The sequence below is a fragment of the Variovorax sp. GW821-FHT09D04 genome, assembly GCF_059416405.1.
Window position 1 is genome coordinate 289,418 of sequence record NZ_JBWKPA010000006.1, and the last position, 13,079, is coordinate 302,496.

A 13,079-nucleotide genomic window follows, 5' to 3' on the forward strand; every position below is an offset into this window, starting at 1 on the left:
CGCCTACAATCTGTGCATGCCTAGCTCCCCACTCCTGGTCGCCCGCCGCATCCTGCTGGCGCTGGCTTTCGCCACCCCCGTTGCCGCCCTCGCGCAGGCGCCGGCCGCGCCCGCCGCCAAGCCGGCCCCGGCGGAACCGCTACAAAATCAGGAGCAGGCCGACGGCCGGCGCAACCAGAAGGTCGAGCACATCCACACGGAAGACAGCGGCGCCTCGGTCGACGAGGTGCGCTACGGCGGCCGCACGCAGAGCATCAACGTCAAGCCCAAGTCGAACATGCCCGGTTACGAAGTGCTGCCCAACGACGGCGGCAGCGCCCGCCCCGGCACGACCGGCGACGCGAACAGCGGCGGCAACGGCCCGCGTGTCTGGAACGTGCTGAAGTTCTGACCGTGACGCTGTCGTTCTCCTTCCCGGCAACCCTCTTTTCTCCCGCAGCCGCCGTCCGGCGCTGAGCATCGCCATGGCAGTTTTTACCGAAGTCCAGTTCGGCGAGGCAGACGCGCTCGTCCAGCGCCTTGGCATGGGCGCCCTGCGCGAGCTGCGCGGCATCGAGGGCGGCATCGAGAACACCAACTACTTCGCCACCACCGAATCGGGCGAATTCGTGCTGACGCTGTTCGAGCGCCTGAGCGCCGAGCAGCTGCCGTACTACCTTTGCCTCATGAAGCACCTGGCCGGTGCCGGCCTGCCAGTGCCCGCGCCCGTGGCCGACCCGGCCGTGGCGCCGCCGACCGGCCATGCGCTGTCGATCCCCGCGCAGGCACCCTGCGAGCTGCTGCACCGCGTGGCCGGCAAGCCCGCGGCGCTGGTGCAGAAGCTGTCGGGCCGCAGCGAGCTGGCCCCCACGGCCGCCCACTGCGCCGAACTGGGCGCCATGCTGGCCCGCATGCACCTGGCCGGGCGCGACTACCCGCGCATCCAGCCCAACCTGCGCGGCCTGCCCTGGTGGAACGAGACCGCCCCGGTGGTGCTGCCCCACATGGACGAGGCGCAGGCTGCGCTGCTGCGCGCCGAACTGGCCTACCAGAACCATGTCGCCGAATCGTCGGCCTACGCGGCGCTGCCGCGCGGCCCGGTGCATGCCGACATGTTCCGCGACAACGTGATGTTCGCGACCGACGGCGCGCCCGATGCGGCGCCGCGCCTCACGGGCGTGTTCGATTTTTACTTCGCCGGCACCGACACCTGGCTGTTCGACCTGGCCGTGTGCCTGAACGACTGGGCCATCGACCTGGCCAGCGGCCGGCACGACGCCGCCCGCGCCGACGCCCTGCTCGCCGCGTATGAGAGCGTGCGCAGGCTGAACGCCTCCGAGCGCGCCCTGCTGCCCGCGATGCTGCGCGCCGCCGCGCTGCGCTTCTGGATCTCGCGCCTGTGGGACTTCCACCTGCCGCGCGAGGCCAGCATGCTCAAGCCCCACGACCCGACGCACTTCGAGCGCGTGCTGCGCGAGCGCGCCACCCACCCGCACGCCATCGCCCACGTCTTAGAGCCGGCGCTGGCAGCCTAAAGAAGGTGTGACCGAACCCGCCATGCCCGCTCATCCCGCCCAGACACCCCCACTCTGCGTTGCAAATGCTCGCCATAGCCCAAGCTATGGCTGCGCTTTGCGCCTTGATTAGGCGCGTCTGGGCGGCCTGCTCGGCCACGCCGGATTCATTCACACCTTCTGACCCCCCACATGAAACTCCACCTCGTGCCGGCGCGCACCGGCTTCGACTGGGTCCGCCTCGGACTCAAGACCTTCTGGCGCCAGCCGCTGGCCTTCATCTCGCTGTTCTTCCTGCTGATGGCGATGATCTCGACGGTGTCGATGCTGCCGCTGCTCGGCAGCGTGCTCGCCCCGATCCTGCTGCCCTTCATGACGCTCGGCCTGATGGTCGCGACCTCGGTGGCCGCGACCGACAACGCCGACGGCCTGGGCAACGCGGGCGACCTGGGCCGCCCCACGGGCTCGGCCATGTTCATCGCGGTGTTCGACGCCATGCGCACCGAATGGCGCTCGCTGGTGATGCTGGGCGTGATCTCGGCCGTGTACTTCGTGCTGGCCGTCACGCTGACTGCGCTGGTCGACGGCGGCCAGCTCATGCGCGCCTACCTGTTCGACGAAGCGGTGACGCCCGAAGTCATGAAGAGCAGCGAGTTCCTCACGGCGCGCACGCTGCTGATGTGCCTGAACCTGCCGCTGTCGCTGGCCATGTGGCATGCGCCGGCGCTGGTGCACTGGCACCGCGTGGAGCCGGTGAAGAGCGTCTTCTTCAGCATCGTCGCGCTGTTCCGCAACTTCGGCGCCTACGCGCTGTTCGGCCTGGCGTGGTTCGGCGTGTTCATGCTCGCGGGCATCGCCATCGGCCTGCTCGCCACCGTGCTGATCGGCGTTGGCGCCATGGGCTCTGACGGCGCGGCGCTGGCGATCGGCAACATCCTGATGATCGGCACCGCGCTGGTGCTGGCGGCGATGTCGCTGGCCTCGACCTGGTTCACCTTCCGGGACAGCTTCGACGCGAACTGAAGTCGGCATCGCCCGCTGCCCTTTCGGGCAAGCGGGACCGCCGTCCTCAGACCGGCGTGAGCTTCGCCACCGACAGCGCCAGCCACTTCACGCCGTGGCGCGCGAACTTCACCTGCGCCCGCGCGTCGTCGCCGGTGCCTTCGAGCGCGGTCACCGTGCCCTCGCCGAACTTGTTGTGAAACACCTGCATGCCTGAACGCAAACCGTGCGACGGCGCGGTCTTCTGCGGCGGCACGGGCGGGCTGGCGAAGGTGTCCTTGCCGGCGCTGCTGCCGCCACCACCGTAGCGGTTGCCGCCGCCTCCTCCACCACCGTAGCCACCGGCACCGCCACGCGTGCTGCCGTAGCCGCCGCCATAGCCGAAGGCCGAGGGCGCAAAGCCCTGGTTCTTCGGCGTGAGCCACTTGAGCGCGCCTTCCGGCAGCTCGTCGAAGAAGCGGCTCTTGACGTTGTAGCGGGTCTGGCCGTGCAGCATGCGCGTCTGCGAGTGGCTCAGGTACAGGCGCTTGCGCGCACGCGTGATGGCCACGTACATCAGGCGGCGTTCTTCCTCTAGGCTCTCGAAATCGCTCATCGAGTTCTCGTGCGGGAACAGGCCCTCTTCCATGCCGGTGATGAACACGCAGTCGAACTCCAGGCCCTTGGCGGCGTGCACGGTCATGAGCTGCACCGCGTCCTGCCCGGCCTGCGCCTGGTTGTCGCCCGACTCGAGCGCCGCATGCGTCAAAAAGGCCGCGAGCGGGCTCAGCGTTTCGCCGGTTTCGGCATCAGGTGCCAGCGGCTCGTCGAGCACCGGCCGGCTGGGGTCGAGCCCCTGGCTGGCAGGCGACTGGCGCAGCTCGTCGACCGGCAGCGCCACGGCGTCGCGGCCGAAGCCTTCCTGCGTGACGAAGCTTTCGGCCGCGTTCACGAGTTCGTCCAAGTTCTCCAGCCGGTCGGCGCCTTCGCGGTCGGCCTTGTAGTGTTCGACAAGGCCGCTGTGGTCGAGCACCAGCTCGATGATCTCGCGCAGGCTCACACCCTGGGTCTGCTCGCGCAGCACGTCGATCTTGGCGACGAAGGCCGTGAGGTTCGAGCCGGCCTTGCCGCCGACCGCGCTCACCGCATCGTGCAGCGAACGCCCGGCGGCGCGCGCCGCGTCCTGCAGGCTTTCGAGCGTGCGTGCGCCGATGCCGCGTGGCGGGAAGTTGACGACACGCAGGAAGCTGGTGTCGTCGTCCTTGTTCTCGAGCAGGCGCAGGTAGGCCAGCGCATGCTTGATTTCGGCGCGCTCGAAGAAGCGCAGGCCGCCGTACACACGGTACGGCACCGAGGCATTGAACAGCGCCGTTTCGATCACCCGGCTTTGCGCATTGCTGCGGTAGAGCACGGCCATTTCCTTGCGGTCGAAGCCGTCGCGCGCCAGCTGGCGCATTTCCTCGACCATCCACTGCGCCTCGGCGAGGTCGGTGGGCGATTCGTACACGCGCACCGGCTCACCTGGCCCCTGGTCAGTGCGCAGGTTCTTGCCCAGGCGCTTCTTGTTGTGGCTGATGAGCTCGTTGGCCGAATCGAGGATGTTGCTGTAGCTGCGGTAGTTCTGCTCCAGGACGATCTGGCGGCGCACGTCGAACTCGCGCACGAAGTCGGTCATGTTGCCCACGCGCGCGCCGCGGAAGGCGTAGATGCTCTGGTCGTCGTCGCCCACGGCGATCACGCTGTTGTGCTCGCCCGGCGTGAAGTGGCCGCCGGCCGCCGTGTGGCCCGCGAGCATCTTCAGCCATGCGTACTGCAGGCGGTTGGTGTCCTGGAACTCGTCGACCAGGATGTGGCGGAAGCGCCGCTGGTAGTGCTCGCGCACGGGCTCGTTGTCGCGCAGCAGCTCGTAGCTGCGCAGCATCAGCTCGCCGAAGTCGACCACGCCTTCGCGCTGGCACTGCTCTTCGTACAGCTGGTAGAGCTCGACCTTCTTGCGGTCGTCGTCGCTGCGGGCCTCGATGTCGCCGGGGCGCAGGCCGTCTTCCTTGGCGCCAGCGATGAACCACTGCGTCTGCTTGGCCGGAAAGCGCTCGTCGTCGACGTTGAACTGCTTCATCAGGCGCTTGATGGCCGAGAGCTGGTCCTGCGTGTCGAGGATCTGGAAGGTCGAGGGCAGGTTGGCCAGCTTCCAGTGCGCGCGCAGCAGGCGGTTGCACAGGCCGTGGAAGGTGCCGATCCACATGCCGCGCACGTTCACCGGCAGCATCGCGGTCAGCCGCGTCATCATTTCCTTGGCGGCCTTGTTGGTGAAGGTGACGGCCAGGATGCCGCCGGCGGACACCTGCCCCGTCTGCAGCAGCCAGGCGATGCGGGTGGTGAGCACCCGCGTCTTGCCGGAGCCGGCACCGGCAAGGATGAGGGCATTGCCCGCGGGCAGCGTGACGGCAGCAAGCTGCTCGGCGTTGAGGTTGTTCAGCAACGGCGAGGCAGGGCCGCCCGTATCGGCTGCGGACGCGCCGGAAAACAGGTCGTGAGGGAGCATGGGCTCCATTGTAGAAAGCTGCCCCGCCCCGGGCCCCGCCGGGCGCGCTTGCCCCTGCGGGCATGACCTGGATCAAGGCCGGGCCCGCCGGCGTGCGCGGGCCCGCCGCGCTTGCGACAGATCAAGCGAGGCGGCCATGCCCGGCGGGAGACTGCCCTCCAGTTGCCGGCCCTGCGCGCCGGCCGTCACTGGAGAACCCATGCCCAAGAAATTCGCCCCCGCCTGCCTCGCCGCCCTGCTCGGCGCCATGGCCGCCCTGCCGGCCGCCGCGCAGGAAGCACAAGGCAACTGGCTGGTGCGCGCCCGCGCCGTGTACCTGAAGCCGGCGAACCACTCGGCGCCGGTGGCCGACCTGTCGATTCCGGCCGACGCCATCACGGTCAACAGCAAGACCATTCCCGAGCTCGACGTCACCTACTTCTTCACGCCGAACATCGCCGCCGAACTGGTGCTGACGGTGCCGCAGAAACAGACGGTCACCGTGCAGCAGAGCGCGCTGGGCGGGCCCGTGGACATCGGCACCTTCAAGCACCTGCCGCCCTCGCTGATGCTGCAGTACCACTTCATGCCCACCGCGAAGATCCGGCCCTACATCGGCGCGGGCCTGAACTACACGCGCCTGAGCAGCGTCAACCTGCAGGTGCCGACGGTCGGGCGCCTGCAGCTGCAGCTGCAGAACGAGAGCTTCGGCCTCGCGCTGGGCGCCGGTGTCGACATCGAGGTGGCGAAGAACACCTACCTCAACATCGACGTGAAGAAGCTGCGCATCCGCAGCGCCGTGAACATGGACGGCGTGCAGCTGTCGACCGTGAAGGTCGACCCGTGGCTGTTCGGCGTGGGCATCGGCTACCGGTTCTGACAAAGAAGCGCACCGCGGTCGTCGGGTATACGCAGCAACCCATAGGGTCAATACGCCCCGGCGACTTGCGCATCATCGCCATGGCCGTAAAATCAATCACCGGGCCCAAGTTTCTTGCGTCCGGTTTTTTTTGGCCGTCATTTTCATGACGCGACCACGAGAACCGGCCGGACCAAGCGCTCATTCGTTCCACTCAACGATTCCTTTCAGGAGCCTGGTCATGCAAATCTTCGATTACGACAACATCCTTCTGCTGCCGCGCAAATGCCGCGTGGAAAGCCGCTCGGAATGCGACGCCAGCGTCACGCTGGGCGAGCGCACCTTCCGCCTGCCGGTGGTGCCTGCCAACATGAAAACGGTGGTCGACGAGTCGATCTGCCTGTGGCTCGCGCAGAACGGCTACTTCTACGTGATGCACCGCTTCGACCTGGACAACGTCCAGTTCGTGAAGGACATGCAGGGCAAGGGCGTGTTCGCCTCGATCTCGCTGGGCGTGAAGAAGCCCGACTACGACACCGTCGACCAGATGGTGGCCCAGGGCCTCGTGCCCGAATACATCACGATCGACATCGCGCACGGCCATGCCGACAGCGTGAAGAACATGATCGGCTACCTCAAGGCCAAGCTGCCCAAGTCGTTCGTGATCGCCGGCAACGTCGGCACGCCCGAGGCCGTGATCGACCTGGAGAACTGGGGCGCCGACGCGACCAAGGTCGGCATCGGCCCGGGCAAGGTCTGCATCACCAAGCTCAAGACCGGTTTCGGCACGGGCGGCTGGCAGCTGTCGGCGCTCAAGTGGTGCGCGCGCGTGGCCACCAAGCCGATCATTGCCGACGGCGGCATCCGCGACCACGGCGACATCGCCAAGAGCATCCGCTTCGGCGCGTCGATGGTCATGATCGGCTCGCTGTTCGCGGGCCACGAAGAGTCGCCGGGCAAGACGGTCGACGTCGACGGCACGCTCTTCAAGGAGTACTACGGCTCGGCCAGCGACTTCAACAAGGGCGAGTACAAGCACGTCGAAGGCAAGCGCATCCTCGAGCCCATCAAGGGCAAGCTGGCCGACACGCTGGTCGAGATGGAGCAGGACGTGCAGAGCTCGATCAGCTACGCGGGCGGCCGCACGCTGATGGACATCCGCAAGGTCAACTACGTCACGCTGGGCGGCGACAACGCCGGCGAACACCTGCTGATGTGAGCGCGACGGGCGGCCCTCCGCCCGTCTCTTTTCTTTCAGGCCTCGAGCAGTTGCACCGCGTAGCGGTGCAGCGCGTGCGCCGGATCGGCCAGCGCATCGACCACGCCGAAGTGGTCAAGCCCCGGCAGCACCTCGCACACCGGCACGGTGTGGCGGCCCCACGCCTCGCGGATCATCGCGTTGTGGCGGATGAACTCCGCGCTCTCGTTGCCTCCCACCGCCGCATAGAGCTGGCCGCGCGCCGGCGCGGGCCACAGCGCCGGGCTCGCGCGCCGCGCGTCGGCATCGGTGAGCTTCAGCGTGTGCTCGAGGAAGGGCGTGCGCTGCAGCGGCCGCAGGTCGAACAACCCCGAAACCGACAGCGCATTGCGCACGAGCTGCGCGGGCAGATCGGGCGCGACCGCCTTCCAGTCGCAGGCCAGCAACGCCGCCGCCATGTGGCCGCCCGCGGAATGCCCGGCGACGGTGATGCGCGACGGGTCGCCGCCATGCGCTGCTACGTGGCGCCAGGTCCATTCCAGCGCCCGCACCATCTGCAGCAGGATGTCCGGCACCGTCACCGGCTGGTCGACCGGGCCCGGGCACAGCGCGTAGTTGGGTTGCACCACACAGATGCCACGGTCGTGGAACGCGGGGCTGATGAACGAGTGGTCCTTCTTGTCCATGGCGCGCCAGTAGCCGCCGTGGATGAAGACCAGCACCGGCGCATCGGGCACGGGCGCCGGAAAGACGTCGAGCGTTTCGTTCGGGCCGGTGCCGTAGGGAACATCGATGCGGCACGGCAGCGTGTCGCGCGCCGCGGCGGAATCGCGTCCCCAGCGCGCGAAGTACGCGGGGTGGTCCTTCACCCGCGCCAGGTTGTTGTACATGCCTTCCAGCCAGGCGGGGTCGTGCGCTTCCATGCGGTGCTTGCTCCTTGTTTTTCCGGGGCGCATCTTGGCACGGCCGCGTGCATGGAAATGCGCGGCTGGATAAAATGTGGGCTGTGTTGGGGGGGTAGCTCAGCTGGGAGAGCGCCGCGTTCGCAATGCGGAGGTCGGGAGTTCGATCCTCCTCCTCTCCACCAACCGACCCAGCAAAAAGGCCTTGGCAATCGCCAAGGCCTTTTTCATTTGCAGCTGTGCGCTGCCGCCGGGAAATGTCAGGCGTCGAGCGTCAGGTGCTGGCCGTGCAATGCCGCGGCGCCCGGCGATGCCAGGAAGCCGATGGTCTGCGCCGCGACCGAGGTCGACACCCACTCGGCCGGGTTCGCGTCGGGCATCGCCTGGCGATTGGCGGGCGTGTCGAGCACGCTGGGCGCCACGCTGTTGATGTTCACGCCGTGCGGCGCGGCCTCGGCCGCCATCGATTCCACCAGCCGCTGCAGCGCGCTCTTCGACGCGATGTACGCCGCCATGGCCGGCAGGCCGCGCGCCGCCACCTTGGCCGTCACCGCGATGATGCGGCCCGCGCGGCGCTCGATCATCGAGGGCAGCACGGCCTGCGTCACGGCGACGAACGACCAGGCGTTGAGGTTCATCATCCGGTCCCAGCTCGCACGCGTGAGTGCGTGCGTCGCCTCGCCCATCTCGAAGCCACCGGCGATGTGCACCAGCGCATCGACGCGGCCGAAGGCCTGCAGCACCTGGCCGGTGAGCGCGGCCATGTCGGGCGCCGAGGTCACGTCGCCAGCGAGCAGCAGGTGCTGCGAGTTGTCCAGGCCCGGGAAGACTTCGGCCAGGCGACCGGCGTGGTGATCGACCAGCGCGAGCCGCGCGCCCTGGTCAAGAAAGTGCTGGGCCACGGCCCGGCCCAGTGCGCCCGCGGCGCCGGTGATCAGGACATGGGGGGTGTTGCTTGCATCGCTCATCGAAATTTCTCCTCTGACAGGGATGGGGTCGGGCCCCGAAGGTCGCGCATCCTAACGCTCTCGTACAAATGTGCAGAAATTTTTTGAAGTCCCAAAAAGATTGGTATATACTCGTGGTCTTGCCAGAAAACACTAACGGTTTTCAAAGCAAGGGCTCTTAGCTCAGTTGGTAGAGCAGCGGACTCTTAATCCGTAGGTCGAGTGTTCGAGTCACTCAGGGCCCACCAACCAACATCGCGGCAACGCTGGAAAGCCTGCTACCCACAAGGTAGCAGGCTTTTTTCATGGTGCGTTCACTTGTACGTTTGATCGCGCCGACGCGAACCTTCGCAAGCCCCTCCCCGACATCCCGTGAAGAAATCCAAACCCGCGCCATCGCCGAAATCCTTCGACCTCAAGCAGCACTGGCATTGGGGCCGCGGCATGCGCCAGCTGCGCATCGCCGACTTCCTGAAGGACGGCCGCCTGCTGGTCCCCGGCGACCTTACGGGCGAAGGCCCGGCCACCGATGACGGCACCGGCGCGCTGCGCACCGTGGGCGGCGTGCAGGTCGGCAGCGCCGACTATGAAACCGGCCTGATGTGGGTCGGCCGCAAGCTGCGCGAAGGCGACCTGCCGAGCAAGCCCCAGAGCTGACCTAGCTACGGCGCCGTGACGCGCCGCAAGAACTGCAGCGAGCGCTCCAGCGCCAGCCGCCCCGGCGCATCGTCGAGGTTGAACTGGTACTCGTGCGGCAACGCCGGCGTTTGATCGGCGGGGAAGAACAGGCTGTCGACCTGCACGCCCTTCGCGGTCAACGTCTCGGCCATCGACCGCGACTGCCCTTCGAGCGGATCGCCATTGCCTGCAGTGATGAACGACGGCGGAAAGGCCCCGGTCACATAGCGGCGCACCGACGCAGTCTCGAAGGCCGGCGCGTTCTGGAAATCCTTGCTGCCGCTGTACGACCAGAACACGGTGCGCAGGAAGCCACCGAACGCACCGTCGAGCCGGGCCTGTGCCGCGTCGTAGGCACCGCAATGCAGCAGCATGCCGCGCAGCTGCTCGCGCGCGATGACGGGCGTGAGGCCGACGGCCTTCGCGTACCCTGGCACAGCCACCGCGTTCGCAACCTGCGCGACGATGTGCGCGCCCGCCGAGTCACCAGCCAGCACAAGCCGCGCGGGGTCCACACCCAGCCGCGCCGCCTCGCGCACCAGATAACCCAGCGCCGTGTTCACCTGCCGCACCGGCACCGGGTAGCCCTGGCCCGGCGCGATCGAGTAACCGACGGCCACGACAGTGAAGCCCTGCCCCGCCAGCACGCGCGCGTAGTTCGCCACGTCGCGCCGGTGGCCCGAGACCCAGGCGCCGCCGTGCACCCACACGATGGCGGGCAAGGGCCGAGTGCCCGCCGAGGCCGGGCGGAACACGTCGAGGTAGGCATCCGGATCGGCCTCGTCGTAGTGCTGGTCGAGCACCGTCGCGATGCCGGGCGGCACGTGCTTCTGCAGCGACTGCGATGCGGCATCCGAGCCCTTGCCGAAGGCGTAGCGGATCATCAGCACCGAGGGCCACGGGCTCCACTGGAACGCGGCATAGCCCACGACGACGAGGCCGGCGATGACGCCGAGGATCCGCAGCAGGATGATCTTGAGCTTCACGGTGGAGCGCCTGCACCGGACGGTCCGGCGCTTCAGGGAGCGCCCCGCATTCTGCTTGCCGCGGGCAGTGCCCCGCTATGCTCGCCTCACATGTCGCCACCGCCCGTCATCGCGCCCTCCTCCGCGCTCACACAACCGCTGCGCCACGCAGCGCGCACGCTGTGCGCAGCCCTGGTGTTCACGGCGGCGCCCACCTTCGCATCGGCCGCGTCCGGCTGCCTTGCCACGGCCTCCTACATTCCGCCGCCGCCCCGCGCCCTCGCGATGGCCGCGCTGGCCCGACAAGAGCACATTGCCTTCGGCAGCCAGACCATGGACGCCGAAGGCCGACTCACCGAGTCTGGCTATTCAGAAGCAGAAGACACGCGCTATCCGATCGACGCGCTGCCCGCATGGCAACGCGTGCTGCGCTACTGGCGCGCGGTCGATCCGGCGAGCGAGCGGTTGCCTTCTCTCGTTCGCTTCGGCGCCCCGCACGCGGCCGACCGCACGCGATTGACCGACGCGCTGAACCAGGCGAGCGCCGCGCGCCTGCAAGGCCTGGGTGTCGGCCCCGACCAGGGGCTGGATTCGTCGGACCAGCGCGCCCTCGAAGTGGCCCTGCAGCGCGTCGCGGTGATCGACACGCCCTGGTCCGCCGCGTTCATCAGCTGGGTCGCGCGCGAGGCCGGGCTCGGCGCCGACGAGTTCGTCTTTTCCGAGGCCCACGTCGACTACGCCGGTGCCGCCTGGCAGGCCGGCATCGACGAGGCGGCGGGCCATGCGACACCGCAGGCCTTGCGCGCCTGCGACCTGATGCGCACGCCGCCGCGCCCGGGCGACCTCGTCTGCCATGCACGCGGCCCGCGCGGTGCCGCGCTCGACGGCTTCGCCAAGATCGGCGAGTGGCTCGCCGGGCGCCCCACGGGCGGCGCACCGTTGCCGATGCACTGCGATGTGGTGGTGGGTGTGGACGGTGCGGGCTTCGATGCCGTGGGTGGCAACGTGCTGCAGTCGGTCACCTTGCGGCGCCTGGCCTTTGCGCCCGGCACGCGGCTGCTGGACCCGAGCTACCTGCCCGAAGGCTGCACGGCGGGCGGCAGCGCATGCATCGATCGCCACATGAGCCGCCAGCCGTGGTCGCTGCTGCTGCAGTGGCGCTGAAAGAGAAAACAGGAACGGCGGGGTGTGTGCCCCCGGGCCGTCAGTCGCGGTAGTACACCTCGACAGCGCCCTTGAGCTTGATCAGCAGCGGATAGCCCTTGCGGTCCAGCGTGCGGCCGGCGGGCACCTTGATCCAGCCTTCGCTGATGCAGTATTCCTCGACGTCCAGGCGGTCCTTGCCGTTGAAGCGGATACCGATCGGGTGCTCGAACACGGCGGGAATGTGGTGCGGGCTGCGCGGATCGGTCGAGAGATGGTCGGGCAGCGTGGGCTTGGAGGTGGCTTCTTCGGTCATGGGGAAACGGGTGTCTGAATCGACCCGAATGATAGAACCTGCCGCATGCCCCTTCGCGGGCGCCGCTAGCGCCGCTTCTTCCAGGCCTTGGGCGGCGGCTTCGGCCCAAAGCCCAGCGCGGCCCGCGCGAGCGCGTCGGCCTCGCCGTTGCGGTGGCGCGGAATCCATTGCACGCGCGCCTCGTCGAAGCCCTGCAGCAGCGCGCGCGCCTCGTCGAACAGCGGCGCCATGCGCACGATCGGCCGCACGTCGGCAGCGCCGCTCAGCTGTTCGACCAGCGTGCTGTTGTCGCTGAAGGCCTGCACGCTCGTGGCACCGCGCGCCTGCAGCTCGCGCAGCGCGAGCGCCAGCGCCCGCAGCTCGGCCTCGTTGTTGCACCCCGTGGTGTGCGTGGCCTGCGAGAAGGTGTGGCGGGTGCCGTCGGGCTGCGTGATGACAACGCCGACGCCCATGCGCCCGGGGTTCGGCATGGCACTGCCGTCGCAATGGACGACCCACGGAGGAAGGCGCTCGGGCGCGGCAACGGTCATGAAGAAGCAGGAAGCAGAGGAAAGAGGACGAACGCGCTCAGCAGTTGTTGCGCTTGATGCCCGCGAGATTGCACGGCCGCTGGCCAGGCGGTGGCCCGGGGTCGCGCGGCGGACGCGGCGGCCGGGGGTGATATCCCGGTCGCGGCGGGCCGTAGTACGGATCGCCGCCCCAGATGTAGGTCGGCCCCGGGTCGGCCGCGGGCGCCTCGCCCACCGGGTAACGCGGAATGATGGCCGGCCCCGAGGGCGCGGGCTGCGGCGGTGGGGCGGACGGTGCCGCGTAGTCCGGCCGACGCGGCGTGTCTTCCTCGTTGGAGGCGCGCGGCGGCGCAGGCGGCGGCTCGTCGATGCGCAGCTGCCGCGACTGCCTGGTCCCCGGCGGGCAGGCGCCGTCGGTGTAGACGATGCGGCCGTCGGCGTCGGTGCAGCGCACCACCTCCGCCTGCGCGGCCGGGGCGGCCACGGCAAGCCAGAGCAGCGAAACGAAGAGAAAGGTGGGCGAGCGCATGGAGACGCCCTTTGTAACAGTGCGCGGCCGCTCGAACA

14 protein-coding genes and 2 tRNA genes are annotated in these 13,079 nt (G+C 68.6%); 9 read left to right on the top strand and 7 right to left on the bottom strand.

The window, feature by feature from the left end:
* Positions 1 to 16: 16 nt before the first annotated feature.
* The 3 genes from AC07O4_RS20195 (at position 17) to AC07O4_RS20205 (ending at position 2,516) form a co-directional block, all read left to right on the top strand.
* A complete protein-coding gene (locus AC07O4_RS20195; protein WP_062468938.1) occupies positions 17 to 391 on the top strand; it encodes a hypothetical protein in 375 nt (124 codons plus the stop codon).
* A gap of 73 nt (positions 392 to 464) precedes the next feature.
* Positions 465 to 1,514, top strand: a complete 1,050-nt coding sequence (locus tag AC07O4_RS20200) for a homoserine kinase (protein ID WP_495305453.1) — start codon at positions 465 to 467, stop codon at positions 1,512 to 1,514.
* Between the two features lie 171 nt (positions 1,515 to 1,685).
* A complete protein-coding gene (locus AC07O4_RS20205; protein WP_495305454.1) occupies positions 1,686 to 2,516 on the top strand; it encodes a BPSS1780 family membrane protein in 831 nt (276 codons plus the stop codon).
* Between the two features lie 46 nt (positions 2,517 to 2,562).
* Here the strand turns inward: AC07O4_RS20205 and AC07O4_RS20210 are convergent, their stop codons facing one another.
* Positions 2,563 to 5,016 carry a UvrD-helicase domain-containing protein gene (locus tag AC07O4_RS20210; RefSeq protein WP_495305455.1) on the bottom strand — a complete coding sequence of 818 codons (2,454 nt, stop codon included), beginning with the start codon at positions 5,014 to 5,016 and terminating at the stop codon, positions 2,563 to 2,565.
* A gap of 199 nt (positions 5,017 to 5,215) precedes the next feature.
* Here AC07O4_RS20210 and AC07O4_RS20215 point away from each other — a divergent pair, with 199 nt between their 5' ends.
* Complete coding sequence (locus AC07O4_RS20215) at positions 5,216 to 5,875, top strand: OmpW/AlkL family protein (protein WP_492745812.1); 660 nt, start codon at positions 5,216 to 5,218, stop codon at positions 5,873 to 5,875.
* 220 nt (positions 5,876 to 6,095) lie between these two features.
* The gene (locus AC07O4_RS20220; protein WP_062468948.1) at positions 6,096 to 7,073 is read left to right on the top strand and encodes a GMP reductase; all 978 of its coding nucleotides are present in this window, start codon (positions 6,096 to 6,098) and stop codon (positions 7,071 to 7,073) included.
* Between the two features lie 35 nt (positions 7,074 to 7,108).
* Here the strand turns inward: AC07O4_RS20220 and AC07O4_RS20225 are convergent, their stop codons facing one another.
* Positions 7,109 to 7,975 (bottom strand): alpha/beta hydrolase, encoded by an 867-nt coding sequence (locus AC07O4_RS20225; protein WP_492745810.1) that lies wholly within the window; start codon positions 7,973 to 7,975, stop codon positions 7,109 to 7,111.
* An 88-nt stretch (positions 7,976 to 8,063) separates the two neighbouring features.
* Here AC07O4_RS20225 and AC07O4_RS20230 point away from each other — a divergent pair.
* Positions 8,064 to 8,139: transfer RNA gene (locus AC07O4_RS20230), tRNA-Ala, on the top strand.
* Positions 8,140 to 8,214: 75 nt separating this feature from the next.
* Here the strand turns inward: AC07O4_RS20230 and AC07O4_RS20235 are convergent.
* Positions 8,215 to 8,922 (bottom strand): SDR family NAD(P)-dependent oxidoreductase, encoded by a 708-nt coding sequence (locus tag AC07O4_RS20235; RefSeq protein ID WP_489061801.1) that lies wholly within the window; start codon positions 8,920 to 8,922, stop codon positions 8,215 to 8,217.
* A gap of 151 nt (positions 8,923 to 9,073) precedes the next feature.
* Between AC07O4_RS20235 and AC07O4_RS20240 the strand changes: the two genes are divergently transcribed.
* Both AC07O4_RS20240 and AC07O4_RS20245 read left to right on the top strand, forming a co-directional pair.
* Positions 9,074 to 9,149 (top strand) — tRNA-Lys (locus AC07O4_RS20240).
* Positions 9,150 to 9,273: 124 nt separating this feature from the next.
* Entirely contained in the window at positions 9,274 to 9,558 is a 285-nt protein-coding gene (locus AC07O4_RS20245; protein WP_487850131.1) for a hypothetical protein, read from the top strand.
* 5 nt (positions 9,559 to 9,563) lie between these two features.
* Here the strand turns inward: AC07O4_RS20245 and AC07O4_RS20250 are convergent, their stop codons facing one another.
* Positions 9,564 to 10,565 carry an alpha/beta hydrolase gene (locus AC07O4_RS20250; protein WP_492745136.1) on the bottom strand — a complete coding sequence of 334 codons (1,002 nt, stop codon included), beginning with the start codon at positions 10,563 to 10,565 and terminating at the stop codon, positions 9,564 to 9,566.
* Between the two features lie 90 nt (positions 10,566 to 10,655).
* On the opposite strand from AC07O4_RS20250, the gene AC07O4_RS20255 reads away from it, so the two are divergent.
* Complete coding sequence (locus tag AC07O4_RS20255) at positions 10,656 to 11,708, top strand: DUF2272 domain-containing protein (protein ID WP_495305456.1); 1,053 nt, start codon at positions 10,656 to 10,658, stop codon at positions 11,706 to 11,708.
* Between the two features lie 40 nt (positions 11,709 to 11,748).
* Here the strand turns inward: AC07O4_RS20255 and AC07O4_RS20260 are convergent, their stop codons facing one another.
* The 3 genes from AC07O4_RS20260 to AC07O4_RS20270 all read right to left on the bottom strand — a co-directional run bounded on the left by AC07O4_RS20260 (position 11,749) and on the right by AC07O4_RS20270 (position 13,041).
* Positions 11,749 to 12,003, bottom strand: a complete 255-nt coding sequence (locus AC07O4_RS20260) for a DUF3297 family protein (RefSeq protein WP_062468964.1) — start codon at positions 12,001 to 12,003, stop codon at positions 11,749 to 11,751.
* 65 nt (positions 12,004 to 12,068) lie between these two features.
* Positions 12,069 to 12,533, bottom strand: coding sequence for a ribonuclease HI family protein (locus AC07O4_RS20265; protein ID WP_495305457.1), 465 nt, complete (start codon positions 12,531 to 12,533; stop codon positions 12,069 to 12,071).
* A 37-nt stretch (positions 12,534 to 12,570) separates the two neighbouring features.
* Complete coding sequence (locus tag AC07O4_RS20270) at positions 12,571 to 13,041, bottom strand: DUF4124 domain-containing protein (RefSeq protein WP_159274549.1); 471 nt, start codon at positions 13,039 to 13,041, stop codon at positions 12,571 to 12,573.
* Positions 13,042 to 13,079 lie beyond the last annotated feature (38 nt).

Excerpts from the sequence above, each read along its gene's own strand:
- AC07O4_RS20195 (WP_062468938.1), top strand. The coding sequence starts at position 17 with ATGCCTAGCTCCCCACTCCTGGTCGCCCGCCGCATCCTGCTGGCGCTG.
- AC07O4_RS20200 (WP_495305453.1), top strand. The coding sequence starts at position 465 with ATGGCAGTTTTTACCGAAGTCCAGTTCGGCGAGGCAGACGCGCTCGTC.
- AC07O4_RS20205 (WP_495305454.1), top strand. The coding sequence starts at position 1,686 with ATGAAACTCCACCTCGTGCCGGCGCGCACCGGCTTCGACTGGGTCCGC.
- AC07O4_RS20210 (WP_495305455.1), bottom strand. The coding sequence starts at position 5,016 with ATGCTCCCTCACGACCTGTTTTCCGGCGCGTCCGCAGCCGATACGGGC.
- AC07O4_RS20215 (WP_492745812.1), top strand. The coding sequence starts at position 5,216 with ATGCCCAAGAAATTCGCCCCCGCCTGCCTCGCCGCCCTGCTCGGCGCC.
- AC07O4_RS20220 (WP_062468948.1), top strand. The coding sequence starts at position 6,096 with ATGCAAATCTTCGATTACGACAACATCCTTCTGCTGCCGCGCAAATGC.
- AC07O4_RS20225 (WP_492745810.1), bottom strand. The coding sequence starts at position 7,975 with ATGGAAGCGCACGACCCCGCCTGGCTGGAAGGCATGTACAACAACCTG.
- AC07O4_RS20235 (WP_489061801.1), bottom strand. The coding sequence starts at position 8,922 with ATGAGCGATGCAAGCAACACCCCCCATGTCCTGATCACCGGCGCCGCG.
- AC07O4_RS20255 (WP_495305456.1), top strand. The coding sequence starts at position 10,656 with ATGTCGCCACCGCCCGTCATCGCGCCCTCCTCCGCGCTCACACAACCG.
- AC07O4_RS20260 (WP_062468964.1), bottom strand. The coding sequence starts at position 12,003 with ATGACCGAAGAAGCCACCTCCAAGCCCACGCTGCCCGACCATCTCTCG.
- AC07O4_RS20265 (WP_495305457.1), bottom strand. The coding sequence starts at position 12,533 with ATGACCGTTGCCGCGCCCGAGCGCCTTCCTCCGTGGGTCGTCCATTGC.
- AC07O4_RS20270 (WP_159274549.1), bottom strand. The coding sequence starts at position 13,041 with ATGCGCTCGCCCACCTTTCTCTTCGTTTCGCTGCTCTGGCTTGCCGTG.